Source organism: Lampropedia hyalina DSM 16112 (genome assembly GCF_900129055.1).
Lineage (GTDB): Bacteria > Pseudomonadota > Gammaproteobacteria > Burkholderiales > Burkholderiaceae_C > Lampropedia > Lampropedia hyalina.
Window position 1 is genome coordinate 1 of the sequence record NZ_FQUZ01000032.1, and the last position, 24,147, is coordinate 24,147.

The 24,147-nt window shown below is 60.5% G+C and carries 24 protein-coding genes, 2 tRNA genes and 1 pseudogene; 15 read left to right on the forward strand and 12 right to left on the reverse strand.

Annotated elements, in window-relative coordinates; translation table 11 throughout:
• On the forward strand, positions 1–311 hold a 311-nt coding region (locus BUE21_RS11730), incomplete at its 5' end, for an integrase core domain-containing protein (protein WP_234971146.1).
• Between the two features lie 174 nt (positions 312–485).
• Here BUE21_RS11730 and BUE21_RS11735 read toward each other — a convergent pair.
• The 5 genes from BUE21_RS11735 to pgsA all read right to left on the reverse strand — a co-directional run bounded on the left by BUE21_RS11735 (position 486) and on the right by pgsA (position 4,111).
• Positions 486–923, reverse strand: a complete 438-nt coding sequence (locus BUE21_RS11735) for a hypothetical protein (protein ID WP_073356852.1) — start codon at positions 921–923, stop codon at positions 486–488.
• A gap of 101 nt (positions 924–1,024) precedes the next feature.
• Positions 1,025–1,100 (reverse strand) — tRNA-His (locus tag BUE21_RS11740).
• A 99-nt stretch (positions 1,101–1,199) separates the two neighbouring features.
• On the reverse strand, positions 1,200–3,137 hold the full coding sequence (locus BUE21_RS11745) for a SurA N-terminal domain-containing protein (protein WP_073356853.1): 1,938 nt from the start codon (positions 3,135–3,137) through the stop codon (positions 1,200–1,202).
• A gap of 235 nt (positions 3,138–3,372) precedes the next feature.
• Positions 3,373–3,448, reverse strand: a tRNA-Val gene (locus BUE21_RS11750).
• Between the two features lie 90 nt (positions 3,449–3,538).
• Entirely contained in the window at positions 3,539–4,111 is a 573-nt protein-coding gene (gene pgsA, locus BUE21_RS11755) for a CDP-diacylglycerol--glycerol-3-phosphate 3-phosphatidyltransferase (protein WP_073356884.1), read from the reverse strand.
• 304 nt (positions 4,112–4,415) lie between these two features.
• Here pgsA and BUE21_RS11760 point away from each other — a divergent pair, with 304 nt between their 5' ends.
• Positions 4,416–5,225, forward strand: a complete 810-nt coding sequence (locus BUE21_RS11760; RefSeq protein WP_073356854.1) for a sulfite exporter TauE/SafE family protein — start codon at positions 4,416–4,418, stop codon at positions 5,223–5,225.
• Positions 5,226–5,234: 9 nt separating this feature from the next.
• Here the strand turns inward: BUE21_RS11760 and fnr are convergent, their stop codons facing one another.
• The gene (gene fnr, locus BUE21_RS11765) at positions 5,235–5,945 is read right to left on the reverse strand and encodes a fumarate/nitrate reduction transcriptional regulator Fnr (protein WP_073356855.1); all 711 of its coding nucleotides are present in this window, start codon (positions 5,943–5,945) and stop codon (positions 5,235–5,237) included.
• A 306-nt stretch (positions 5,946–6,251) separates the two neighbouring features.
• Between fnr and hemN the strand changes: the two genes are divergently transcribed.
• Complete coding sequence (gene hemN, locus BUE21_RS11770; protein WP_073356856.1) at positions 6,252–7,694, forward strand: oxygen-independent coproporphyrinogen III oxidase; 1,443 nt, start codon at positions 6,252–6,254, stop codon at positions 7,692–7,694.
• 13 nt (positions 7,695–7,707) lie between these two features.
• Here hemN and BUE21_RS11775 read toward each other — a convergent pair whose 3' ends face one another.
• From BUE21_RS11775 to BUE21_RS11790, 4 genes are read right to left on the reverse strand one after another with little or no spacing between them, the layout of a single operon-like run.
• On the reverse strand, positions 7,708–8,169 hold the full coding sequence (locus tag BUE21_RS11775) for a hypothetical protein (RefSeq protein WP_073356857.1): 462 nt from the start codon (positions 8,167–8,169) through the stop codon (positions 7,708–7,710).
• Between the two features lie 19 nt (positions 8,170–8,188).
• Positions 8,189–8,644, reverse strand: a complete 456-nt coding sequence (locus BUE21_RS11780; RefSeq protein WP_073356858.1) for a DNA polymerase III subunit chi — start codon at positions 8,642–8,644, stop codon at positions 8,189–8,191.
• Positions 8,637–9,698 carry an NAD(P)/FAD-dependent oxidoreductase gene (locus BUE21_RS11785; protein WP_073356859.1) on the reverse strand — a complete coding sequence of 354 codons (1,062 nt, stop codon included), beginning with the start codon at positions 9,696–9,698 and terminating at the stop codon, positions 8,637–8,639. The genes BUE21_RS11780 and BUE21_RS11785 overlap by 8 nt, the downstream gene beginning before the upstream one ends.
• Positions 9,699–9,723: 25 nt before the next feature.
• Positions 9,724–10,890, reverse strand: coding sequence for a S1C family serine protease (locus tag BUE21_RS11790; protein ID WP_073356860.1), 1,167 nt, complete (start codon positions 10,888–10,890; stop codon positions 9,724–9,726).
• Positions 10,891–11,062: 172 nt separating this feature from the next.
• Here BUE21_RS11790 and BUE21_RS11795 point away from each other — a divergent pair, with 172 nt between their 5' ends.
• Positions 11,063–11,833, forward strand: a complete 771-nt coding sequence (locus BUE21_RS11795) for a Nif3-like dinuclear metal center hexameric protein (protein WP_073356861.1) — start codon at positions 11,063–11,065, stop codon at positions 11,831–11,833.
• A gap of 53 nt (positions 11,834–11,886) precedes the next feature.
• Here BUE21_RS11795 and mscL read toward each other — a convergent pair whose 3' ends face one another.
• Positions 11,887–12,315 carry a large conductance mechanosensitive channel protein MscL gene (mscL, locus tag BUE21_RS11800; RefSeq protein WP_073356862.1) on the reverse strand — a complete coding sequence of 143 codons (429 nt, stop codon included), beginning with the start codon at positions 12,313–12,315 and terminating at the stop codon, positions 11,887–11,889.
• A gap of 234 nt (positions 12,316–12,549) precedes the next feature.
• On the opposite strand from mscL, the gene BUE21_RS11805 reads away from it, so the two are divergent.
• The 8 genes and pseudogenes from BUE21_RS11805 (at position 12,550) to queF (ending at position 19,105) form a co-directional block, all read left to right on the forward strand.
• Positions 12,550–13,149 (forward strand): glutathione S-transferase N-terminal domain-containing protein, encoded by a 600-nt coding sequence (locus BUE21_RS11805; RefSeq protein ID WP_073356863.1) that lies wholly within the window; start codon positions 12,550–12,552, stop codon positions 13,147–13,149.
• A 98-nt stretch (positions 13,150–13,247) separates the two neighbouring features.
• A pseudogene (locus tag BUE21_RS14250) lies at positions 13,248–13,715 on the forward strand (ClpXP protease specificity-enhancing factor); the annotation flags it as partial.
• A gap of 262 nt (positions 13,716–13,977) precedes the next feature.
• Entirely contained in the window at positions 13,978–14,766 is a 789-nt protein-coding gene (surE, locus tag BUE21_RS11815) for a 5'/3'-nucleotidase SurE (RefSeq protein WP_073356864.1), read from the forward strand.
• A gap of 77 nt (positions 14,767–14,843) precedes the next feature.
• On the forward strand, positions 14,844–15,467 hold the full coding sequence (locus BUE21_RS11820; protein ID WP_073356885.1) for a protein-L-isoaspartate(D-aspartate) O-methyltransferase: 624 nt from the start codon (positions 14,844–14,846) through the stop codon (positions 15,465–15,467).
• A 17-nt stretch (positions 15,468–15,484) separates the two neighbouring features.
• Positions 15,485–16,426: a peptidoglycan DD-metalloendopeptidase family protein gene (locus tag BUE21_RS11825; RefSeq protein WP_073356865.1), complete on the forward strand. Its 942-nt coding sequence runs from the start codon at positions 15,485–15,487 to the stop codon at positions 16,424–16,426.
• Between the two features lie 101 nt (positions 16,427–16,527).
• A complete protein-coding gene (locus BUE21_RS11830; RefSeq protein WP_073356866.1) occupies positions 16,528–17,637 on the forward strand; it encodes a pseudouridine synthase in 1,110 nt (369 codons plus the stop codon).
• The gene (scpB, locus tag BUE21_RS11835) at positions 17,627–18,244 is read left to right on the forward strand and encodes an SMC-Scp complex subunit ScpB (protein ID WP_073356867.1); all 618 of its coding nucleotides are present in this window, start codon (positions 17,627–17,629) and stop codon (positions 18,242–18,244) included. The genes BUE21_RS11830 and scpB overlap by 11 nt, the downstream gene beginning before the upstream one ends.
• Before the next feature lie 9 nt (positions 18,245–18,253).
• Positions 18,254–19,105 carry an NADPH-dependent 7-cyano-7-deazaguanine reductase QueF gene (queF, locus tag BUE21_RS11840; protein WP_073356868.1) on the forward strand — a complete coding sequence of 284 codons (852 nt, stop codon included), beginning with the start codon at positions 18,254–18,256 and terminating at the stop codon, positions 19,103–19,105.
• A gap of 13 nt (positions 19,106–19,118) precedes the next feature.
• Here the strand turns inward: queF and BUE21_RS11845 are convergent, their stop codons facing one another.
• Complete coding sequence (locus tag BUE21_RS11845; protein ID WP_073356869.1) at positions 19,119–20,315, reverse strand: YeeE/YedE family protein; 1,197 nt, start codon at positions 20,313–20,315, stop codon at positions 19,119–19,121.
• Positions 20,316–20,729: 414 nt separating this feature from the next.
• On the opposite strand from BUE21_RS11845, the gene glnA reads away from it, so the two are divergent.
• The 3 genes from glnA (at position 20,730) to glnL (ending at position 24,123) form a co-directional block, all read left to right on the forward strand.
• On the forward strand, positions 20,730–22,145 hold the full coding sequence (gene glnA, locus BUE21_RS11850) for a type I glutamate--ammonia ligase (RefSeq protein ID WP_073356870.1): 1,416 nt from the start codon (positions 20,730–20,732) through the stop codon (positions 22,143–22,145).
• Positions 22,146–22,358: 213 nt separating this feature from the next.
• Positions 22,359–22,877: a hypothetical protein gene (locus BUE21_RS11855; protein ID WP_073356871.1), complete on the forward strand. Its 519-nt coding sequence runs from the start codon at positions 22,359–22,361 to the stop codon at positions 22,875–22,877.
• Between the two features lie 196 nt (positions 22,878–23,073).
• Positions 23,074–24,123, forward strand: coding sequence for a nitrogen regulation protein NR(II) (gene glnL, locus BUE21_RS11860; protein ID WP_073356886.1), 1,050 nt, complete (start codon positions 23,074–23,076; stop codon positions 24,121–24,123).
• Positions 24,124–24,147 lie beyond the last annotated feature (24 nt).

Consider the following 24,147-nt stretch of genomic DNA (forward strand, 5'->3'; position numbering starts at 1 on the left):
AGCGTTGCAAAGAAATGAAGGTAACGCCCTCCATGGGGACGGTGGGTGATGCCTACGACAACGCCATGGCTGAGAGCTTTTTTGCGAGTCTGGAATGTGAGTTGATTGACAGGAGAAGTTGGCCAACAAAGGCAGGAGCCAAGCGCGACATCTTTAGCTGGATCGAGGGCTGGTACAACCCGCACCGGCTGCATTCAGGCATCGGTTACCTGTCGCCTGTAGAGTTTGAAAAAAGGAGGAAAGGCAGCAAGAAATCTGTTTCCAAACCAACGCCAGAAATGGCCGATCCAGTGTTCTATACCCTCCGGTAATGTGGGGGAACTTCACCATCACGGGCTTCACCCGGTCAGAAGGGTTTGAAAGCGATGCCAAAAGCCTGGATGCCAATACAGGGGCTGCGCTGCGGCGAGATGCTTTGACCCTGCTACTGACCAACCCACGCGCCAAAAGGCTGTGCCTGCACGCCTTCAAAGGCTTTGTTTGGCCTATTCGAGGAACTGTACGGCCAGCCTTCGGGTTCTGACTTCGCCTGCCTGCTCAACCACCCACACGGACGAAACTCGCGGGGCCACCGGCCACGTCTGGCTGCAATCGCTGGTTCCCATACCGATACCCTCAAGGCCCGGGTACGTGTGTGCAACTCCCTGGAACAGCATGGAGAGGACCGCTTCACCTGATGGCACCGTGTCATGGACGACCACAGCAGCAAAACCCTGCACCGTGTGGGCTTCAGGCGCATGGTGACAGAAGACGGCACGCCCATCAAAAGCGATGCAGACCACCAGAAGGAATATGGCGACACTATCAGCGCGCGCTATCAGGAAGGCGTGCAGATCGAATACTTCATTCTGCCCGATGCTTTCCATACCAAAGTTTGCAAAGGCCACGACCATAAAGTCGTCCTCAATGTCCTGCTCCAGCACGGATGCTTGAAAGCTGGCCTACTATTTTCCGCCCTTGCTGGTACGCAGTGTAATACCCACAAAAAAACGCCACTGAAAATAGTGGCGTTTTTTATATTTTTTGGGGTGGCTGATGGGGATCGAACCCACGACCACAGGAATCACAATCCTGTGCTCTACCAACTGAGCTACAGCCACCGAAGAATTCGAAATTATATACGAATATATTCTGTTTTTTTCCAAAATTCCAAATCATTCGAAAAATCAGCCAACCCAACGGGATTGGCTGCATCAACATCAAGGCTGGGGCACACGGATCTGTACCTTGTATGCCTGCTTGAGGGTTTCGTAATAGGCTTCGGTCTCGGCCAGTGCCAGTGCCTGGGCATAGTCGGCCTGGCGCAGTTGCTGCATCCATGCCTGGGCCTCTGCACCTGTTTCGGCCTCTTGCACGACACGGTTGGTCTTGACCAGCAAATAACCTTGGCTTCCCTGTTCAATGCCTTCAAAGGCAGGCAAACGGTCTTGTGGGATTTGCATGATGCGGGCTATGGTTTGCGTATCAAGTCCCTGGCTATCCAGACGAGAGACCACCACCGGATTCTGCAATTGTTCAGCGGCCGTCTCGGGAGCATTTTGCCAGGCTTGCAAGGCCTGTGCGCCGGCTTCGCGGGCCAGTCGTGCAGCCTCTTGCGTCACGAACAACTCCTGGTTCTGTGCTTGCACTTCTTCGAGTGGCAAGACCCGGGCGGGACGGTGCTGAACAATGCGTGCGGCGACGATCTGGTTGTTGCCAATGTCGATGGCTTCCGAGTTGTACTGATCTTCCAGCAGTTTGCTGGAAAACAACTCTTCCAAAACCAGCGGGTTCAGCAAGGCTGCGGGAATATTGCCAGAAGGTTCTGTGTCTGCACTGGCGTTGCGTGTGATGCCTTGAGCAGTCTGGATGGGCAGATTCAGTGCTGTCGCAGCAGGCTCCAGACTGTCGGGTTGTTCATGCGCCAGATTGCGCAGTTGTTCGGCAGCTTCGATGAATTGGTTGCGTGCCTGGCTGTTGCGCACATCCTTGCCGATCTGTTCACTGATTTCCTCAAAAGCAGGAATATCGGCAGCCTGGATGTCCGTGACCTGGATGATGTGGAAACCATACTCAGTGGCCACCACTTCGCTGATCGCGTCCTTCTCCAGGCGGAACAAGGCATCGTCAAAGGCAGGAACCATGGCCCCACGCGCCATCAGTCCAAGGTCGCCACCGGCTGCACTGGAGCCAGTATCCTGCGATTGGGTTTTAGCGATCTCGGCAAATTGACCGGGATTCTGCACCAGTTGCTCACGCAGGCCCAAGGCTTTCTGGCGGGCAGCATCGCGTTCATCCGTGCTCATGTCGGTCGTGGTACTGACGAGGATATGGCGCACACGGCGTTGCTCGGGACGGCGGGTGTAGCTCTGGCGATTGCTTTCGTAATATTGGCGCAGTTCGGCTTCACTGACATCGACACTCGCGGCCACACTGTCGAGCGTGAGCAACACATACTGCACATCGACTTCTTCAGGCCGCTGGAACCGGGCTGTATTTTGCTGGTAGAAAGCTTGCAGCTGTGCTTCGGTGACGGCCACCCGATCGGTGTAGTGTGCTGGCAGGAATTGAGCCAGTTGCACTTCACGACGCTGGTAGGCCGCATCAATGGTGGCGACCGCCTGGCGTGGCGTGGTGATGCTGGCATCCTGCACGGTTCCAATGACCTGTTGCAGCCCCAGTTGGTAGCGCATGCCTTGCTCGAAGCTTTCGGGGGTCATGCCATAGCGGCTGGCGACCCACTCGCGATAGGCATTGACATCCAGCCTGCCATCGGCACTGCGCAATGCAGCAATGTCAGGGTCAGACTGAAGGGTGCGTGCCAGTTCGGCATCGCTGACCAGATAGTGCTTGTCCTGCATGGCAACGCGATACACCTCATCGCGCACGATGCGCTCCAGCACAGCGTATTTCTGCTCGGGGGAATCCAGCAACTGGGCACTGACTTCGGGGTTGTTCCTGCGTGCCTGATCGGCCATTTGCCTATGCACCTGATCCCACTGGTTCTGGGTAATGTCAGTGCCTGCCACCCGCGCCACCACCGGACTGCGCTGCGTGAGCATGCTGGCATCAACCCCCACAAAAACAAATGCCAGGATGACAAGCGGGAAGAAAATAATCATTACCAGCTTGAGGTGCTTGCGAATAAATTCAAACATATCGGTCGATGGAAACTCGGAAAACAGTTCTTCTGGAATGGTGCAGCCGACAAAAGTTCAACGGCATGGCCACCCTTGCGCTTGGGAAGGTCTGTATTGTGAAGGCAATGGATGCCGTTGGCAGGGTACCGCGTCGCAAAACACCACAAAATTCACCGCGCGCCCCATGCAATGCAATGAAAGTGATGCGGCAAAAAGAAAGGGCGAACATTTGCATGTTCGCCCTGAAGACGGGTGGTGGGTGCTAACGGGGTCGAACCGCTGACCTACGCCTTGTAAGGGCGCCGCTCTACCAACTGAGCTAAGCACCCGCCTGTAAAAATAGCATTATATGCTTGAATTTTGCTTTGCTCGGATTCATGGCTTCAAAAAGCAGGTTTTTCATCATTTCAAGCCTGCCGTCAGACATCCCGAACCCGTGCACGGATTTCAGGCCCGGCTTTCTGAAGGTAATAGACCATCGACCAGATGGTCAGCACCGCAGCAATCCACAGCAGCACCTGCCCCAGCAACCTGGTGTGAAACAACCCCAGCAGATGGTGGTCGTAGAGCAAAAAAGGGATGGCGACCATTTGCGCGGTGGTCTTGAGTTTGCCAAGCATATGGACGGCTACGCTCTTGGATGCACCGATGCGCGCCATCCATTCGCGCAGGGCCGAGATGGCAATCTCGCGGCCAATGATGATGAGAGCCACGAATACATCAATGCGTTGCAGGTGTACCAGAATGAGCAGGCTGGCACACACCAGAAACTTGTCGGCCACGGGGTCGAGAAACGCCCCAAAGGCAGACGTCTGGTTCAGCCGACGTGCCAGGTATCCGTCGAGCCAGTCGGTCAAGGCAAAGGCAATGAACAGTACGGTGGCCGTGAGGTTGGCCACGAACGAGCTGATGGGCAGGTAAAAGATCAGCACGATGATCGGGATGGCCACGATGCGGCTGAGGGTCAGGAGGGTGGGCAGGGTCAGGAACATGGTGGGCGAATGCGCGTTTTCATGGCAGTGCATCGAAGAATGGCGGGAATCATAACCGGATAACACCAGCAAACCCCGAGCGACACCGCGATGTCCTGCGGCTCGGGCACGCCTCACTGGCGGACACACCATCACATTGGCTTTTGCCCCCAATTCCACCGGGCACTGTCATTGGGGGCAAAATTCGCCCTGCGCCGTATTTCGCTGGAGTGGCGCAGGTTTTTCACGAAGAACGTGTTTACGTTCTAATGTTCCGCAGGGGTTTTGCAGACCGGCCTGCTGGCTGTGACGGGTTGTTTGACTTATGCCACTGGATATTTCCTTTCTGTTTTCTTTTTTGCTGCTGGGCACATTCATCGGCTTCATGGCGGGGCTGTTTGGCATTGGTGGTGGCGGCATCATGGTTCCGGTACTCACCGCCCTCTTCCTGCACTACGGCATTGCGGCCGACAGTGCCGTGCATCTGGCCCTGGGTACGTCGATGGCTTCGATTGTGATGACATCGATTGCCAGCCTGCGCGCGCACCATGCGAAGCAGGCGGTGTTGTGGCGGGTGGTGCGAACCATGTCGCCCGGTATTGTGGTGGGGACGCTGCTGGCCACTTTTCTGGCGGTGCGCGTCAGTGGCCTGGCTCTGGCCTTGTTCTTCTCGGTGTACATGGCCTATGCGTCGGCCCAGATGTTTCTCGACCGCAAACCCCAGCCGTCCAGGGAACTGGCCGGAAACACGACACTGGTGCTGGTGGGCTGCGGGATTGGAGTGATTTCGGCTCTGGTCTCGATTGGTGGCGGCTCACTGACCGTGCCATTTCTGGTGTGGCAGAACGTGAACATCAAGAAGGCGATTGGCACGTCGGCCGCCATGGGCCTGCCGATCTCGCTGGCAGGTTCAGTCGGCTATATGGTCAATGGCTGGGGGCAATCCACCGAAACCGGCAGCTACACGGTGGGCTTTGTCTATCTGCCCGCAGTGCTGCTGATTTCGCTTGCCAGCTCGGTGACAGCCCCGCTAGGAGCACGCTGGGCGCACCAGTTGTCGGTGGCTTCGCTGAAAAAGGGATTTGCTGTTCTGCTGCTGTTGCTCAGCCTCAACATGCTGCTGTCGGTGCTGTGAAGGGGACTGTCACAGGGCGTTGGCCATCGTTTTGAGGGCGGCCATGTCGAGAATATGGACATGGCGGCTTTTCACGGCGATCACGCCGGTATCCACCAGCTTGGTGAAGGTGCGGCTGACGGTTTCGAGCTTCAGCCCGAGGTAGCTGCCGATTTCCTCCCGGGTCATGCGCAGGATGAACTCGGATGATGAAAACCCGCGTGCATTCAAACGCTGCGCCAGATTCAGCAGAAAGGCCGCCAGACGCTCCTCGGCCCGCATGGTGCCCAGCAACAGCATGACCCCGTGCTCGCGCACAATTTCCTGGCTCATGATCCGGTGCAGATGGCGTTGCAGAATGGGCATGTCCTTGGACAGGTCTTCGAGACGTTCCCAGGGCATGATGCAGACTTCGGTCGTCTCCAGGGCAACGGTATCGCACAGGTGCTGCTGGCTGCCGATGCCGTCCAGACCGATGATGTCGCCGGCCATCTGAAAGCCAATCACCTGTTCCTTGCCTGTTTCCGTGGCCACGAAAGACTTGAAAAAGCCGGTGCGCACGGCATAAAGCCCCTTGAACGCATCGCCATTGCGGAACAATGCCTCGCCCCGCGACAACTTCCGGCGCGTGGTGACGATGGCATCGAGCTGTTCCATCTCGCGGGCATTGAGCCCGGTGGGCAGGCACAGCTCGCGCAGGTTGCAGCGGGAACAAATGGCAAGAGGGGGATCTTTTTTCATGCAGGAAGGAGGAAAGGAATATCGCCCCGAGGGCCGCAACCGGGATGAGTCGCCAATCGTCCCGGACAACAGGGACTTGGCCACATTATCGGGCAAAGCATGGCAGAGCTGGAGCGACGACCCATCATCTGAATCCCTATGTGCCAGTCATTCGACAGGCCGCGCGAGATTTCTGTTTTACTTGATGCGGGTCAAGCCGATGAGGCCGATTCAGGCGCACAGTGTGCGGGTGCGCCGTGCCTGCCCAGCAAAAGTCACTGAGGGTCTGCCGGGGGAATCGGTCACCACCTTTCAAGGATATCTTTCATGACTGCCCCACGGATTGCCTTTCAGAATCCCCCCGCCGAACTGCTGGCACGCTTCGATGTTCCCGGTCCGCGCTACACCTCCTATCCCACCGCCGATCGTTTTGTCGAAGCATTCGGCATGGACGATTACGGGCTGGCCCTGCAACAAAGGCATTGCCAGCCACGGGTGCATCAGCGGCCACTGTCGCTGTATGTGCACATCCCCTTCTGTGCGCAACTGTGCTACTACTGCGCCTGCAACAAAGTCATTACCCGCCACCCGGAACGCGCCGATGCCTATCTGCACCATCTGGAACAGGAAGCTGCATTGGTGGTGCAGCACTTGCAGGCATCCAGCCCTGAAGCCGGCACGAACCACGGCCCGGCACGCTTGCCGGAAGTATCGCAACTGCACCTGGGCGGTGGCAGCCCCACGTTTCTGAGCGATGAACAACTCACCACACTGATGGCACTGCTGCGCCGACATTTTCATCTGATGCCCGATGCGGAGTGTTCAGTGGAAGTGGATCCCCGCACCGTCGATGCAGCCCGGCTGGCCCATTTGCGACAGATAGGCTTCAACCGCCTGAGCCTGGGGGTACAGGACTTCAACCCCAAAGTGCAGGAGGCGGTACACCGGGTACAGGCCACCCAGGAAGTGTTCTCCCTGATGTTGGCCGCCCGTGCGCTGGGTTTCCACTCGATCAATGTGGATTTGATTTACGGGCTGCCCCGCCAGAGCCACGAGACATTTGCACACACCCTGGTGCTGCTGCTGGCCCTGCGGCCCGATCGCATCGCACTTTATGGCTACGCCCACCTGCCCGAACGCTTCAAGGCACAGCGGCGCATTGACGCGGAACGCCTGCCCGACACCAAGGAAAAAGTGGCCATGCAGGTTCTGGCATTGCAGGCCCTGGCCGAGGCAGGCTATATCAACATCGGCATGGATCACTTTGCCCTGCCCGGCGACAGCCTGGCAATGGCCAAGGCACGCGGGCAACTGCATCGCAATTTTCAGGGCTATAGCACCCAGCCGGACAGCGACCTGATCGGTCTGGGTGTATCGGCCATCAGCAAGGTGGGCACGACCTACAGCCAGAACGCACGCGAACTGGACGAATACTATGACCGGCTGGAACAGGAAGAACTGCCGGTGGTGCGCGGACTGGCACTGAACCGCGACGATCTGGTGCGGCGCACGGTCATCATGGCGTTGATGTGCCAGGGAGTCGTGCAATTCGAGGCCGTGGAACTGGCCAATCTGCTGGACTTCAAGACCTATTTTGCGCAGGAACTACAGGCACTGGAAGAGTTTGCCGAGCAGGGTCTCGTCCATATTTCCGACACCTCCATCGAAGTGACAGACAGTGGCTGGACGTTCATCCGTGCCATTGCCATGGTGTTCGACCGCTACCTGCAAGCCGACCGCAACCGCAATCGCTTTTCCCGCATCCTATAGGCAAGGTCTGCGTTCAGTGCGACACCGACGCGGACACCGCACCGGCATCGACCGAACGCTCGACTGCCACGGTATCCTGCACACATTGGCGCACCACGTTGGCACAGTCCTGCCGCAGGCTCTCGCCCCATGTAGGCAACAGGGCTTGCAGCGAGGCCAGCGACTGCGCCTGCTGCTCCAGCACACGCTCCATGGCACGCTGGATTTCTGCCTGAAGCAAGGCATCGATGCGCGGCAGAACAGAGGCCACAATCTGCTGCTGCACGGCATCGCTCAACCCTTGCTCCAGAGTGCCCGTCACAGCCACATCCCGCTGCGCCAGCACGGCGGCAGACACCGGGGCCAGCACCACCTGTTCGGTCAGCACCGGCACTTCCACCACCTGCACCAGCGTGGGAATATCGGCAGCATGGTTCAAATCAATGGCAACGGGCAGGATGGCAAGGGTGGCTGGGTCGGAAAATATCATGGTCATCGGGTTCTGGGCAAGGCATTCACAGTGCGGGATCGGCCAGCAAATCGTGGCTGGAAATGGTACAGCCACTTTGCTGGTAATGTCGCCAACGTTGCCGGGCATTGTGCCGGTCTGCATCGTCATCGCGCGCCACCAGTTCGTACAGCACCTGAAAACGCTCGAAACCGGCAGGCACTGCGGGCAGCAAATTGAGCAATGCGTCGGTGTGCCCCGCCCGGTCAGGCTGGGTCAGCAGGTGGATACGGCTCCACGCATCGTCATGGGCTGTGGTCGATTCAGGCGCATCGTCCAGGCACAGGGCATGGGCGACAAAATCGACGGGATTCATGTTCCACAGCATCTGGTCGAGCCGCAACAGCACCTCGGCTTCGGCCAGCACCGCCAGCCTGTGCTGCTGCATGAAGTTCTTGCGCACCAGGCGGCAGGCATACGGCAACTTCTGCGGCACGTTGAAAATGAAACGGATTTCAGTCATGGGTCGGCAGCCTGCCCAGCCGTTGCAGCAGGCGGGTGCTGGTGGTGGTGTATTGCAGCAGCACCGGAGCCTGTTGCAGGGATTCGGCAATCGCAAAGGCAGCCAGTGTGGCTTCGTGAAAGGCGCAAACAATCAGCTTGCGCTTGCCGGGGTAGCTGGCCATATCGCCAATCGCGTACACGCCTGGCAGGCTGGTGCTGAAGCGGGCCGGATCGACCACCAGTGCCTTCTGCTGCATAGCCAGGCCCCATTGCTCCAATGTGCCCAGGCGCGGACTGATGCCCTGGTACACCAGCAACACGTCCAGCGGCAGAGAAAACACCGTGCCATCAGCCCCCAGCACGCCCAGATCGGACAGATGACCGCCTTCGTTCCGGTTCAGGCTCTGGAGCTGGCCGATGCAGACCTGCACGGCATTCGCCTCGCGCAGTTGCTGCAATTGCGCCAGTTGCACGTCACTGCCCTTGAACACATCGCGCCGGTGCAGCAGCATGAGTTGCGCGGGTCGCTGTGGCAGTGGCAGGTTCGCCAGTTCCAGCAGCCGGGCCACAGCTTCCTCGTCGCCGCCATACACCACCACCTTGCGCTGCGCCAGCACCGCGCTGCGGTCGTGCGACTGCATGAAGACCTGCCGGTTCAGCAGCGCATCCACTCCTTCGAGCTTGAGCGGGCGCGGCGTGAACGCCCCCACTCCCAGGGCCAGCACCACGGCACGCGCCACCAGACACAGCCCCTGCTGCGTGCGCAACTCCACCCGGCCATCGTCCAGGGACGCAAGGCTTTGCACCGTCTGCCCCCAGTGCCACTCAATCGGGAAAGGCCGCAACTGCTCCTGCAACTGCGCCGCCAGTTCCCGGCCCGTGCAGGCTGGAATGCCGGGGATGTCATAAATCGGCTTGTGGGGGTACAGCTCTGCGCACTGCCCGCCCGCGTGGGGCAATGCTTCCACCAGATGGCAGGCGATACCCTGCAAGCCCAACTGGAAAAGCTGGAACAGTCCAGCAGGCCCTGCGCCCACCACCACCACCTCGGTCTGAATGATTGCTTCGCTCATCGATATTCAACCTTGCGCACCATCTTCAACGCCGTTGCCCGGCATTGCGCGTCATGGCCGGACGCTCTGCGGGAGTGACGCGCACCTGGGATGCCTGCGCGCCCCGATACACCGTGAATTCCACCGGAACCTGCGGCTTGAGGGCCGCCACCGTGGTGAGCAACTCACGGGCATTGTGAATCTCCTGCCCGCCCACATGAGAGATCACATCCCCCGGACGCAACCCGGCCTGTGCTGCCGGGCCATTCTGGATCACGCCGGTGATGATGATGCCATGCGTCACCTGCACCCCGGTGGCCTGCGCCAGCTCGGGCGTCAGATCGTTCATGCCGACACCGACCCAGCCGCGAATCACCCGCCCTTCCTGCACCAGACTTTGCAGCACCCACTGCGCCGTGGCGGCAGGAATGGCAAACCCGATGCCCATGCTGCCACCCGACTGCGAAAAGATGGCCGTGTTGATGCCCTGCAAATCACCCTGAATATCCACCAATGCCCCCCCCGAATTGCCGGGATTGATGGCCGCATCGGTCTGGATGAAATTCTCGAACGCATTGATGCCCAACTGGTTGCGCCCCAGCGCACTGACAATGCCGCTGGTCACGGTCTGCCCCACACCAAACGGATTGCCAATCGCCAGCACCTGGTCGCCAATGGCCAACTGGTCGGAGTGGCCGATGGTGATGGCAGGCAGATTCTGCGCATCGATGCGCAACACTGCCAGATCGGTATCGGGGTCTGTGCCAATGGTGCGGGCGCGGAATTCCCGGCCATCCTGAAGCGTCACGGTGATTTCGTCGGCCCCTTCCACCACATGGTTGTTGGTGAGCAGATAGCCATCGGCACTGACGATCACTCCACTGCCCAGTCCACTCTGCGACTGGTTGGCCGCCCCGCCGAAGAAATACTGGAACAGCGGATCGTTCGCATACGGGTGGCGCACCATCGTGCTGGTGTTGATGCTCACCACCGAAGGCGCGGCCTTCTGTGCAGCCGCACTGAGACTGCCCGCCACCGGCTCTGCCAATTGCAGCGCGGGCGATTGCGCCAGTTGCAGCACCGGCCCGGCCGATGGCACTGCCGCCGGTCGCCCCACCGTGTCCAGCCATTCGGGGCGCAAGGTGAGCACCACAAAATACACCGCCAGCAAGGCGGTGACCCACTGGGCAAACAGCAACCAAAGTTTTTTCATCCAGACACCTTCAACGCAAGCCACCAATCATCGATTATCTGCACGCACTGCCACACGCCACCGTGCCCATGCAAGCCGGTCGCCATTTTCCCATGCCCTGGGATGATGAATGGCCATCGATGCCAATGTGCGGCACAATCGCAGCGCACGCAAGACGATTACCTGACACCCTATGCCCACCCATCTCCCTGCTACCATTGATCGCGACACCCTGCTGGCACGCTGCAACACCCTGCTCAAGCCGGAAAATTTCAAGGATTACGGCCCCAACGGACTGCAAGTGGAAGGCAAGCCCCGCATTCACACTCTGGTCAGCGGTGTCACGGCCAGCCTGGCGTTGATCGAGGCGGCCATCGAGGCCAGGGCCGATGCCATCTTCGTCCACCACGGCCTGTTCTGGCGCGGGCAGGATGGCCGCATCACCGGCTGGATGAAGCAGCGCGTGCAACGCCTGCTGGAGCACGACATCAACCTGTTCGCCTACCACCTGCCACTCGATGCCCACCCGGAACTGGGCAACAACGCGCAACTGGGCCTGCAACTGGGATGGGGCACGGGAAGCCCGTTGGAGCCACAGTCACTGATCTTTCAGGCCAGCGTCGATTACCCCTCCATCGACCATCTGCAACAGGCACTCGAAGAGAAACTGGGACGCAGCGTCACCGCAATTGCCGCCGATACACAATGCCCCATCCGCCGACTGGCCTGGTGCAGCGGCGGTGCGCAGGGCTATTTCCAGCAGGCCATCGATGCCGGGGTGGATGCCTTCGTCACCGGCGAAATTTCCGAACCCCAGGCGCATCTGGCCCGTGAAACCGGCGTAGCCTTCCTGGCCGCAGGCCACCATGCCACCGAACGCTTTGGCGCACCGGCAGTGGCCACGCAACTGGCCGCCGAATATGGACTGGCACACCGGTTCATCGAAATCGACAATCCGGCCTGAGATCGCAAACACGTTCTGAGAGCGGCTGGAGAGCCGCCCTTCTCAAAGGCCCGTTATTTCTTCAGACTGTCGCGAATCTCACGCAGCAACACCACTTCCTCGGCGGGTTCCGCTTGCACTTCAGGGGCAGCCGGAGCTTCGCGCTTGATGCGGTTGATCTGCTTGATCATCAGGAAAATGATGAATGCCAGAATCAGGAAATTCAGCGCAATCGTAATAAAGCTGCCATAGGCAAATACTGGCACACCGGCATCCCGATAGGCAGTCAATGATGGCGCAATCCCTTCAGGCACAGCTCCCAGCGGGATAAAAAGATTGGAAAAATCCAGCTTGCCGAACACCAACCCGACCACCGGCATGATGAGGTCTTTGACCACCGAATCCACGATCTTGCCGAACGCACCACCAATAATGACACCCACGGCCAGATCAATCACATTGCCCTTGATGGCAAATTCCCGAAACTCCTGCACAAAACTCATGGCACTCCTCCTGTCAGCAAATGTTGAAAGAGCAATTATTGTGCGCCAAATTCCAGGCTTGCACAGCAGGAAGGTCTGCATTCATGGCCTCTGATACGCCCTGTTTCCCCTGACAAGCCCGGCAATCTACCTGCCGGGCTTGAAATCGCCCTTGCATTTTTTGTATGATAGGCGTCGCAGAGCGGAGGGCCACGGCGCATCCGCTCTTTCAATTTGGACAAGGAACGAAAAAACATGATGGTGCTTTACTCTGGGACGACCTGCCCTTTTTCCCACCGCTGCCGCTTTGTGCTGTTTGAAAAAGGCATGGACTTTGAAATCCGCGACGTGGATCTGTTCAACAAGCCCGAAGAAATCACTCTGATGAACCCCTACGGCCAGGTGCCGATTCTGGTGGAACGCGACCTGATTCTGTATGAATCCAACATCATCAACGAATACATCGACGAGCGTTTTCCCCACCCGCAGCTGATGCCCGGCGACCCGGTGGATCGGGCGCGCGTGCGACTGTTCCTGCTCAACTTCGAGAAAGAGCTGTTCGTGCATGTGCTGGCACTGGAAGGCCATGACGACAAGGCCAAGATCAAGGCACGCGCCCATATCCGCGACCGCCTCACGCAACTGGCCCCCAACTTCCTGAAGAACAAATACATGCTGGGCGAGAACTTCTCGATGCTCGACGTGGCCATCGCCCCACTGCTGTGGCGGCTGGAGCACTATGGCATCGAACTCAGCCGCAATGCGGCTCCGCTGCTCAAGTACGGCGAGCGGCTGTTCTCGCGCCCGGCCTATATCGAGGCACTGACCCCATCCGAGAAAGTCATGCGCCGATAATCCGGCCAGCCCGATCTGCGGGCTGTCTCTGGCATCTACCCTGTTCCAGTGGCAGCCCGCTTTCCTGTGCCCTCTTTTTTGCAAAGCACCCGTTCACCATGAACACCCCCGCCAGCCTTCCGCCCACCCAGCCCTACCTGATCCGGGCACTGCATGAATGGTGTACCGACAACGGCTTCACGCCCCATCTGGCCGTCAAGGTGGATGCGTCCGTGCAGGTGCCGATGGAATACGTCCAGCACGGCGAGATCATCCTCAACGTCAGCTACGATGCCACCAGTCACCTGAGAATCGGCAACGATTCTGTCGAATTCCAGGCGCGGTTTGGTGGTACGCCCCGCGTCATCATCGTACCCATCGGGCGCATCATGGCCATCTACGCGCGGGAGAACGGCCAGGGCATGGCATTCCATGTACCGGAAACCACCGAGGCACCCACGGCCCTGACGGTATCGAGCGAAAACACAGAATCAAGCCCCCCGGCAACCGAAGCCGCACCTGCACCCGACACAGCCGAAGCAACAGCCAGCCCCGCTGCCGCGCCAGAGCACACGCCGAGCACAGGCCCAGGTTCTGCCAAAAAAACCAGTGCACGCAAGAGTTCCACGACTGCCTCCACCGCAGCCAAAAGCCGCTCTCGCCGCAAAGCCAGTGAAAGTGAGGCAGAATCCGCACCCGGCACCCTCGCGGCAGTCCCCGCTGGCTCCACGGGCGATACCCAGCCCACATCCCCATCGGCGGCCACCTCTGCTGCTCCTGCCAGCAAACGACCTGTACTCAAGCGCATCAAGTAAAACCACGGATTGGCCCACTGGCCCGACAGTCACCATGAAAATACTGCTCTGCAATGATGATGGCTATCTGGCACCCGGCATCGTGGCTCTGCACGAAGCCTTGCAGCACATTGCCGAAGTCGATGTCGTAGCCCCGGAGCACAACAACAGTGCCAAGTCCAATGCCCTGACCATCCATTCACCCCTGTATGTGAACCGCTCGCACACGGGTTTTCGCTACATCAACGGCACGCCCGCAGACTGTGTTCACATTGCCCTGACCGGCCTGCTGGACTATCGCCCCGACCTGGTGGTTTCCGGCATCAACAACGGAGCCAACATGGGCGATGACACACTTTATTCCGGCACCGTGGGCGCGGCCATGGAAGGCTACCTGTTCGGCATCCCTGCCATCGCCTTCTCACTGGTGGACAAGGACTGGCAACACCTCGACAGTGCCGCCCGTGCCGCCGCGCTGCTGGTACAGCAGTTGCACGCACAGCAGCCTGCCGCAGCACCGGGGCAAGCCCCGTGGCTGCTCAACGTCAATATTCCCAACCGCCCGTTTGCCCACATCCAGCCACCCCGCTGGTGTCGCCTGGGGCGACGCCACGCCGCAGAGCGGGTCATTGCGCAGACCAACCCGCGCGGCGAAACCATGTACTGGATCGGCGCATCGGGCGGCGTTGCCGATGGAGCCGAAGGCACCGACTTCCATGCCACAGCCCAAGGGCACATTGCCATCACTCCACTGCGCGTGGATCTGACCAGCCATGAAACCCTGGAGCACTGGCGCAGCCGCACCGCCACACTCTGGCCCAGCACGCAGGCCCCCATCGGATGAACGGCATCGCACCGTCCTCTCGCCTGGCCCCTGCATCCCGCGCCCATCCGGCCAACCAGCAGGCTGCCAAGGAGCGCATGCTGGGCCGACTGGCCGCTGCCGGGCACTGCGCCAGCGTGCTCCACGCCATGGGCCAGATCGACCGACACAACTTTGTCCCCCCCAGACTGGCCAGCAAGGCCTACGACGAAAGCAGCCTGCCGATTGGCTTCGAGCAAACCATCTCCAAACCCTCGATGATTGCGCGCGTGCTCTCCCTGCTCATTCCGGAAGATGCCCCTTCCGGTTTCCGCCTGCCCGGCCGGGTGCTGGAAATCGGTACCGGCTGTGGCTATCAGGCCGCGGTATTGAGTAAAATTGCAACAGAAGTCTATTCGATGGAGCGAATAAAGGGCTTGCATGAATGTGCGCGTGATAACCTTCGGGAGTTGCGTTTGGTCAATTTGCATCTGCTGTTTGGTGACGGCATGGCAGGCTATGCAAAAGGTGCCCCCTACACTGCCATCGTCTCGGCAGCAGCAGGAGCGGCCATACCGAATGCCTGGCTGGAACAACTTGCGGTCGGCGGTCGCATCATTGCCCCCACGCAATCGGACACCGGCCATCAGCTTCTGATGGTATTGGACAAAACCGCCACAGGAATACGGCAATTTGCACTGGAAGCAGTGCGTTTTGTGCCATTAAAATCAGGAACCAGCTAAATCAAGGATTGATCGTTATGCAAATTTGGAGAAACATCGGTGGCGCATTGGCAGCAGGTGCCGTCTTGGCTGGATGCAGTTCAGTCAGCCTCAACCGGGCACCGGTCGAGAATATCAGCGGAGACATTCCCCTGAGCTGCGGTACCACCTGCCCTCCATGCCCGGCCTCGGCATGTGCCCCGGTCTCCAAACCACCAGTTGAATCAGCGGCCAGCAGCCAGTCCCTGCAATACTACACGGTTCAGCCTGGCGATACCCTGTCGAAAATTGCGCGCAAACACGACCAGAGTGTGCGCAAGATTTCCGAGTGGAACAATATCTCCAATCCTAATGTCATCTCGGTGGGTCAGAGATTGGCAGTATCGGCTCCGGTGGCAGGGACCGTGGTCAGCACCAGCAGTGCCAGTGCCTCCGGCAACACGGTCGTAGTACAGCCCGTCAGCACCACACCAAGCACGTCACCTGCGGCCAGTACCAACGTCACGGCCACCGCATTGGCTCCCCTGCCTCCTGCCACAGCCAGTGCTCCAGCGGCGGTGGCTGCGCCAGCCACTCCACCAGCGACCAGCACTACAGCAGCCGCAGCGGTATCCAGCCAAGGATTCATCTGGCCAGCCAGCGGGCAGCTCATCAATGGCTTCAACGAAACCACCAACAAGGGCTATGGCATTGCAGGCAATGCCGGTGATCCGGTGCTGGCCGCCCAGAGCGGTCAGGTGGTCTATGCCGGTTCCGGCCTGCGCGGCTATGGCAACCTGCTCATCATCAAGCACAATGACGAATACCTGACGGCCTACGCCCACAACCGTGCCCTGCTGGTCAAGGAAGGCGACCAGGTCAGCCGTGGTCAGCGGATTGCCGAAATGGGCAACACCGACACCGACCGCGTGAAGCTGCACTTTGAAGTGCGCCGTCAGGGCAAGCCTGTCAATCCAGGCGAATACCTGCCCAAACGCTGATGCACCTCTGACAGCATTGCCCCTGAAGGACATCGGAAAGGCGTGTGGCAACACGCCTTTTTTCGTTGCCTCTTCTTCCATTCTTCATTTCTCGCCCCTGCATGGAATCCATCCCATTGCCCCTGCCCGATGCAGAAGACACCGAACACGAGGCCGAAGCCAGCCAGGACATCGAATGGCGTTGTGCCAGCATTGATGCCAGCCTGCACGGCCAGCGGCTGGACAAGGTACTGCTGACACTGGCCCCGGAATTCTCGCGCAGTTACCTGCAAAGCCTGCTGCGGGAAGGGCAGGTACAGGTCGATGCACGCACCATCACCAAGGCTGCCAGCAAAGTACAGGTGGGCCAGCAGCTTCGGCTGGAGTTGCGCCCCACCCCGCAAAGCCAGGCCTACCAGCCCGAGGCCATGCCGCTGGACATCCTGTTCGAGGACGACGCCCTGATGGTGCTGCACAAACCGGCAGGGCTGGTCGTCCACCCTGCCGCAGGCAACTGGCAAGGCACACTGCTCAACGGCCTGCTGGCCTACCATCCGGTCTTCGCTACCCTGCCCCGCGCGGGCATTGTGCACCGGCTGGACAAGGACACCAGCGGCCTGATGATGGTGGCCAAGAGCATCCCTGCCGTACATGCCCTCTCCGGCATGATTGCCGCCCGGCAGGTCAGCCGCCAGTATCTGGCCGTGGCGCACCCCATGACCGGCAGCAGTGCGCGGCTGCCATCATGGAGTCACCAAGACTCCGGCAACACACCCACCGCCTTCCCCAGCCTGCATGTGGATGCCGCCATCGGGCGTGACCCTGGCCAGCGCACGCGCATGGCCGTGGTCGATTTGCAGCGGCAGGCAGGCAAACCCGCACAGACCGACGTCTATCTGCTGGCGCAGCAGCAGAACTTCTGCCTGGTGCAGTGCCGCCTGCACACTGGCCGCACCCACCAGATTCGCGTACACATGCAGCACCTGCGCCTGCCACTGGTGGGCGATGCCCTCTACGGCGGCCTGCCCTGGCCTGGCTTCGCGCGACAGGCTCTGCACGCCCACCAACTGGCCCTGACCCATCCCGTCACCGGCGAGTTTTTACAGTGGACGGCTGTGCCACCCGCCGACATGCAGCAACTGCTGCACGACACCGGCCTGTGGCAAGCATTGCCCGACTCGCTGCACACTGCCTTGCAGGCGGCCTCTCCCGTTCACCACCATGCCCCCTGAAACCCCTGCCACCACCAGTCCACAGCATCTGAATGTGCTGGAAACCGCCCTGCTGTGCGCCACCAGCCCACTGACACCCCAGGACTTGCTGCCCCTGTTCAACGACCCGGCCCTCAAACCGGCCACCGTGCGCCAATGGCTGGCAGAACTGGCGGCCCGCTGGCAGGGGCGTGGGCTGGAACTGGTGGAAGTGGCCTCCGGCTGGCGTTTCCAGAGCCGTGCCAGCATGGCCAGCCATCTGGCACGGATGCAACCCGACAGCACACCGCGCTACTCCCGCGCCGCGCTGGAGATTCTGGCCGTCATCGCTTACCGCCAGCCGGTGACACGCGGCGACATCGAGGAAATCCGGGGCGTGGCCGTGAACAGCAACATCCTCAAGCAACTGGAAGAACGCGGCTGGGTGGAAACCATTGGCCACCGCGACAGCCCCGGCCGCCCCGCCCTGCTGGCCACCACCACCCAGTTCCTCGACGATCTGGGGCTATCCTCCCTGCAAGACCTGCCGATCCTGGAAGCAGTGGCAGAACCCCCTGCCATCCCCGGCCTGCTGGAGCAGCCCGATACCGATACCACCTCGCCCACGCCCTCCGCTCCTCCTACCTGAGCCACCACCATGTCCGACCCGCTGCACCACGCTCCCCTTGGCAAGACCACCATCTATCCCAGCCAGTACGACCCCGGCCTGCTGTGCCCGATTCCCCGGCTGGCACAGCGACAGGCACTGGGCATCGGTCTGGCACGCCTGCCTTTTGTCGGCGCAGACTTCTGGACGGCCTTTGAACTGAGCTGGCTCAACCCACGCGGCAAACCGCAGGTCGCCCTGGCGCAGTTCACCTTCCCGTGCGAAACGCCGCATATCATCGAAAGCAAATCCTTCAAGCTCTACCTCAACAGCTTCAACCAGAGCGTGTTCGAGAACAGCGAGCAGGTGCGCGAATGCCTACGCCGCGACCTGGGCGAAGCCGCCTGGCGCGGCAGTGATGCAGGCGCATCGATTGGCGTGCAGCTCATCGACCCGGCCGCCTTTGACCAGGAAGCCGTGCAGGAACTCGATGGCCTTGATCTGGACCGGCTGGACGTGGAATGCAGCCGCTACGAACCCGCCCCGGAGCTACTGCGCAGCCACCGCGACCAGGCCCAGGTGAGCGAAACCCTCACCAGCCGCCTGCTCAAGAGCAACTGCCCGGTCACCGGTCAGCCCGACTGGGCCAGCCTGCAAATCCGCTACCACGGCTTCCCCATCGACCAGGCGTGCCTGCTGCAATACATCGTCAGCTACCGCAACCACAACGGCTTCCACGAGGATTGCGTCGAGCGTATCTTCGTGGACATCTGGCAACGCTGCCAGCCTTCCCAATTGAGCGTGTACGCGCGCTACACCCGCCGGGGTGGACTGGACATCAATCCACTGCGCAGCAGCAGCCCTGGCCGTATGCCACCGTCCATCCGCACCGCGCGGCAATGAATAAACAGAAAGGTCAAGCCCAACGCCGTGCCAGCCCGCGCTTGATCTTCAGCCCCGCCCACAGGGCCACCAACATGCTCACGCCGAACACCCAGCCGGACAAGGCTCCCGCCTGGGTTCCCGACAGCAGATTGCCCACAGTGCAACCCAGTGCCGTCATGGCACCCCAGCCCAGCAGTACCCCGCCAGAAAGACCGCGTGCCACATCCCCCCAGCCCGGCAGCCGGAACGCCCACTGACCGCTGGCCAGCGCGGCCACGAACGAACCGCCCACAATGCCGGCCAGCAGCAGCCCGTTGGGCGTCATGTAGGTGCCCTGCAACACCGTGGCACAACCGCCCAGACTGTCGAGGCCATGCAGGGTCAGCGGAATCCACTGGCGTTCATTGGCAAAATCCCGCGCCACCGACCCCAGCGTGGCCGTCACGCCCAGGGGCCGCATCTGCACGATGGCAAACGCGCCCACCAGTCCCACGACCAGGCCGCCAGTCCAGTAACTCCAGCGACCTTGCCACAGACGGCTCCACACCTGCGCCAGCCCCGGCACGGGTGCACCACCTCCGGCACTGGCTGGAACAGGTGCTTCCTTCGCAAAACTGCGCCAGACCCAGGCCGCCAGCAATCCCAGCACCCCCAGTTGCAGCAACAGCGCACCGCCATAACCCAGGTGCGCGGGCAGCCAGACCACCGGTGCATCGGCAATCGCAAGGCTGTACAGCCCGTTCCAGCTCTTGAAGCCCAGAATGAAGCCAATCGCCGTGCCCAGCAACGCAAAAGGCGAAGCCACCGAGCCTTCGGCCAGCCGGTACCAGTGCGCGCTGATGCACGAACCCGACACCACCATGCCCGCGCCGAAGGACAAGCCCGCCAGCACCAGCACCCAACTCACCGGGCCAATGTGCATGTCCGGTGGCAGGCTGTTGCCCGCCATCGGGTTGGGCAGCCAACTGCTCAGAATGACCGTGTAGCCCAGCAGGCCCACCGCCATTGCCAGCAGCAGGGCCAGCACGCCACGCGGATTGCCGTCCTCCAGATACTCGCGCGTGTGGCAATAAAAGCAGAAACGGCTGCGCTGCATCGCCACCCCCAGCACCAGCCCGCACACCAGCGCGAACACCAGCGTTCGCCCGCCCGTCTGCCCCTGCAACCAGAATCCCGCCAGCCCCAGGGCGATCAAAAGCCCCACCGAAGCCCACCGTTGCCACTGCATACACCGCCCTCATCTCTTTCTGGAACCCATGCCGTTCCGCTTGACCATGACCCTGTCCGCACTGCATGCACAGCGCGGAAGAAAGGCCAAAATTATGCGGGCAAACCAGTCGCACGCAGCAACAGCGGCAAACCTTGCACCGGTTCGGGCTGCCATCGCCAGCAAGCCGCACTGCCGACCACCATCGCATGCACAATGGCGGACGACCAGCCCCAGTATGGGGCACACCCCAGGAAAATGCACATGATTGGTGCGAGAATATCCGCCTCGCATCCCAATGGTGCATTGCCACCGGAGGCCCTGTCGGGAAGACATCGCTTTACGATGGCATGTAACTTGCTCAAAACAGTGCGCGAAACCAAAAACGCGTTCTCTTCCACTCACATTGAATCCCCATCATCACAGGAGAGCCAGATGGCCAAAACCGTAGAAGACGTGCTCAGCATCATCAAGGAGAATGAAGTCAAGTTCGTGGACTTCCGCTTTACCGACACACGCGGCAAGGAGCAGCACATCACCGTTCCGATTTCCCATTTCGACGAAGACAAGTTCACCTCCGGCCAGGCATTCGACGGTTCTTCCATTGCGGGCTGGAAAGGCATCGAAGCCTCCGACATGCAGCTCATGCCCGACCCCGATTCGGCCAACATCGACCCGTTCTTCCAGGAACCCACGCTGTTCCTGACCTGTGACGTGATCGACCCTGCCGACGGCAAGCCCTACGAGCGCGACCCCCGCACCACCGCCAAGCGCGCCGAAGCCTACCTGAAAGCCTCCGGCCTGGGCGATACCGCCTACTTCGGCCCCGAACCCGAATTCTTCATCTTCGATGGCGTGCGCTGGGACGATCAGGCCGGCAAGAGCTTCTACGAAATCGACGAATACGAAGCCCCCTGGAACTCCGGCTCCAAGCTCGAAGGCGGCAACCGGGGCCACCGTCCCCGCGTCAAGGGCGGTTACTTCCCGGTTCCTCCAGTGGACAGCACCCAGGACATGCGTGCCGAAATGTCGCTGGTGCTCGAAAGCCTGGGCATTCCGGTGGAAGTGTTCCACCACGAAGTTGCAGGCGCAGGCCAGAACGAAATCGGCACCCAGTTCAACACCCTGGTCAAGCGCGCCGACTGGGCACAACTGCAAAAGTATGTGATCCAGAACGTGGCCAACATGTACGGCAAGACCGTCACCTTCATGCCCAAGCCCATCGTGGGCGACAACGGATCGGGCATGCACGTGCACCAGTCCGTCTGGAAGGATGGCAAGAACCTGTTTGCCGGTGACGGCTACGCCGGCCTGTCCGACTACGCGCTGTACTACATCGGCGGCATCATCAAGCACGCCCGTGCCCTCAACGCCATCACCAACCCCGGCACCAACAGCTACAAGCGTCTGGTTCCCGGCTTCGAGGCTCCCGTCAAGCTGGCCTATTCCGCCAAGAACCGCTCGGCTTCCATCCGCATCCCCTATGTGGCCAACCCCAAGGGCCGCCGCATCGAGGCACGCTTCCCCGATCCGCTGATGAACCCCTACCTGGGCTTCGCAGCCCTGCTGATGGCCGGTCTGGACGGTGTGGAAAACAAGATTCACCCCGGCGAAGCCGCGACCAAGGACCTCTACCATCTGCCCCCCGAGGAAGACAAGCTCATCCCCACCGTCTGCCACAGCCTCGACCAGGCACTGGAAGCACTGGATGCCGACCGCGCCTTCCTCACCAAGGGTGGCGTATTCACCGACTCCATGCTCGATGCCTACATCGAGCTGAAGATGGGCGAAGTCACCCGCTACCGCCAGGCCGTGCACCCGGTTGAATTCGATATGTACTACTCGCTGTAAAAACGGCTCCCCCGGCCATAAACGATGGCCGGGAATGCCATCTGCGCTCCTTCAAAAGCTGCCCCAACTGGCAGCTTTTTTCGTTGGGCAATCCATCTGTGCGCCCAGCAGCCGAAGTGAAATGGCAAGGTGACTGCACAGAATGTTGTATTCTCACCAGCAGATCATTCGATAGACCCCTCGCAACCTTGCGGCAACACAGGAAACAACAGCATGAACAGAATGGCAATCGGCGCAGTGCTTCTCGGCATCTGGTCTGGCACTGCCTTGGCACAGGATCGCATCTACCGCTGCGGCAACGAATACATCAATAACGCAGCCCAGGCGAAACAACGCGGTTGCCAGATCGTGGAAGGTGGCAATGTCACCATCATCCAGAGCAGCCCACCACCGGCAGCCCGCGCCAGCAGGCCCGCAGCCAGCAGCAATGCCACCGCCCCCCGACAGGCCAGCAGCGCAGCGGCCAACTCCAGCAGCAACCAGGTTCCCAGCACCACCCAGGCCGCCCGCGATGGCGATGCCCGGCTGATTCTGGAAACCGAACTGCAACGCAACCACGAACTGCTGGCCAGGCTGGAGGACGAATATAACGCAGGCAACCCTGTGCGCACGGCCCTCGAACTGCGCAACCCCCAGGGCTACCTGGAGCGAACCGCCAACCTCAAGGCCGAAATCGAGCGCACCAAGGCCGACATTGACGGCATCCAGCGCGAACTCTCACGCTTGCGCTAGGTCATCGGTGTCAAAGCGGGCCTTCGCCCGCTTTTTTGTTCACTGGATTGGGTGCAGTGGCAAGCAGTGGCAAAGTTTGCACGCTTATTGCTTGGAACCTGCCTGCGTACCAGCCAGCCGACATTTCCCTTCTGGTCAGCATTCCTCCCATGCAGCCGTGTTCATTGCCTGGTCTGCCCACCCTCCATTCCTGACCATGCTCTTCAATCTGGATTCACTCACCACCCTCATTGCCCTCATCGACAACGAGGGCCGCATCCAATACGCCAATGCGGCCCTGGAAAACGCCCTGGGCCTGTCACGCAAACGCATGGGTGGCATGCACTTTGCCCATTTCCTGGAAGAACCCGAACTGCTGGAACAGGCCCTGAGAAAGGCCCAGAATTCCAGACACTACAGCGTCTTCCACTTCGATGCCGCACTGCATGGCATGCTGAACACGCCCCTGAGCAACGTGCAGATCAACCTGCTGCGTGCCGAAAAACCCAGCGGCTGGATGCTGGAGTTGTGGCCCCTGAAGGAGCAATCGCGCCTGCACAACGACGAACGCTTTCAGGAACAGGCCGAAGCCAACAAGATGCTGCTGCGCAACCTGGCGCACGAAATCAAGAACCCGCTCGGCGGCATCCGGGGTGCAGCGCAACTGCTGGAAATGGAGCTGGGCCACTCCAGCCTGGACGAATACACCCAGGTCATCATCCACGAAGCCGACCGCCTGCAAAACCTGCTCGACCGCCTGCTCGAACCTCACCGCCACCCGCAAAAGCTGGAAATGGTCAATATCCATGAAGTCTGCGAGCATGTGCGCTCCCTGGTGCTGCTGGAATATCCGCACGGCCTGCACATCGTGCAGGACTACGACATCTCGCTGCCCGACTTTCTGGGAGACAAAAACCAGCTCATCCAGACGCTGCTGAACATCGTGCGCAATGCCGCACAGGCACTGGCCCAGCGCATTGCCCACAACGACGGCACCATCGAACTGCGCACCCGTGCCGCCTGGCAAGTCACCGTGGGGCGGCAACTGCACAAGTTGGCATTGCAATTGCATGTGATCGACAACGGCCCCGGCATCAGCGAGGAACTGCGCGACCGCATCTTCCTGCCTCTGGTGTCCGGGCGTGACGGCGGCTCCGGCCTGGGGCTGAGTCTGGCGCAGACCTTCATCCAGCGACATGGCGGCATGATCGAATGCAACAGCAGCCCCGGCCGCACCGAGTTCATCGTCACCATTCCACTGGCATGAGTGCCTGGAACGCCCATTCGCACC

Excerpts from the sequence above, each read along its gene's own strand:
- surE (WP_073356864.1), top strand. The coding sequence starts at position 13,978 with ATGAAAATACTGCTCTGCAATGATGATGGCTATCTGGCACCCGGCATC.
- BUE21_RS11745 (WP_073356853.1), bottom strand. The coding sequence starts at position 3,137 with ATGTTTGAATTTATTCGCAAGCACCTCAAGCTGGTAATGATTATTTTC.
- BUE21_RS11830 (WP_073356866.1), top strand. The coding sequence starts at position 16,528 with ATGGAATCCATCCCATTGCCCCTGCCCGATGCAGAAGACACCGAACAC.
- glnA (WP_073356870.1), top strand. The coding sequence starts at position 20,730 with ATGGCCAAAACCGTAGAAGACGTGCTCAGCATCATCAAGGAGAATGAA.
- pgsA (WP_073356884.1), bottom strand. The coding sequence starts at position 4,111 with ATGTTCCTGACCCTGCCCACCCTCCTGACCCTCAGCCGCATCGTGGCC.
- BUE21_RS11775 (WP_073356857.1), bottom strand. The coding sequence starts at position 8,169 with ATGACCATGATATTTTCCGACCCAGCCACCCTTGCCATCCTGCCCGTT.
- BUE21_RS11855 (WP_073356871.1), top strand. The coding sequence starts at position 22,359 with ATGAACAGAATGGCAATCGGCGCAGTGCTTCTCGGCATCTGGTCTGGC.
- BUE21_RS11825 (WP_073356865.1), top strand. The coding sequence starts at position 15,485 with ATGCAAATTTGGAGAAACATCGGTGGCGCATTGGCAGCAGGTGCCGTC.
- BUE21_RS11795 (WP_073356861.1), top strand. The coding sequence starts at position 11,063 with ATGCCCACCCATCTCCCTGCTACCATTGATCGCGACACCCTGCTGGCA.
- BUE21_RS11790 (WP_073356860.1), bottom strand. The coding sequence starts at position 10,890 with ATGAAAAAACTTTGGTTGCTGTTTGCCCAGTGGGTCACCGCCTTGCTG.
- glnL (WP_073356886.1), top strand. The coding sequence starts at position 23,074 with ATGCTCTTCAATCTGGATTCACTCACCACCCTCATTGCCCTCATCGAC.
- scpB (WP_073356867.1), top strand. The coding sequence starts at position 17,627 with ATGCCCCCTGAAACCCCTGCCACCACCAGTCCACAGCATCTGAATGTG.
- BUE21_RS11845 (WP_073356869.1), bottom strand. The coding sequence starts at position 20,315 with ATGCAGTGGCAACGGTGGGCTTCGGTGGGGCTTTTGATCGCCCTGGGG.
- BUE21_RS11780 (WP_073356858.1), bottom strand. The coding sequence starts at position 8,644 with ATGACTGAAATCCGTTTCATTTTCAACGTGCCGCAGAAGTTGCCGTAT.
- BUE21_RS11805 (WP_073356863.1), top strand. The coding sequence starts at position 12,550 with ATGATGGTGCTTTACTCTGGGACGACCTGCCCTTTTTCCCACCGCTGC.
- BUE21_RS11785 (WP_073356859.1), bottom strand. The coding sequence starts at position 9,698 with ATGAGCGAAGCAATCATTCAGACCGAGGTGGTGGTGGTGGGCGCAGGG.
- hemN (WP_073356856.1), top strand. The coding sequence starts at position 6,252 with ATGACTGCCCCACGGATTGCCTTTCAGAATCCCCCCGCCGAACTGCTG.
- BUE21_RS11760 (WP_073356854.1), top strand. The coding sequence starts at position 4,416 with ATGCCACTGGATATTTCCTTTCTGTTTTCTTTTTTGCTGCTGGGCACA.
- fnr (WP_073356855.1), bottom strand. The coding sequence starts at position 5,945 with ATGAAAAAAGATCCCCCTCTTGCCATTTGTTCCCGCTGCAACCTGCGC.
- queF (WP_073356868.1), top strand. The coding sequence starts at position 18,254 with ATGTCCGACCCGCTGCACCACGCTCCCCTTGGCAAGACCACCATCTAT.
- mscL (WP_073356862.1), bottom strand. The coding sequence starts at position 12,315 with ATGAGTTTTGTGCAGGAGTTTCGGGAATTTGCCATCAAGGGCAATGTG.
- BUE21_RS11820 (WP_073356885.1), top strand. The coding sequence starts at position 14,844 with ATGCTGGGCCGACTGGCCGCTGCCGGGCACTGCGCCAGCGTGCTCCAC.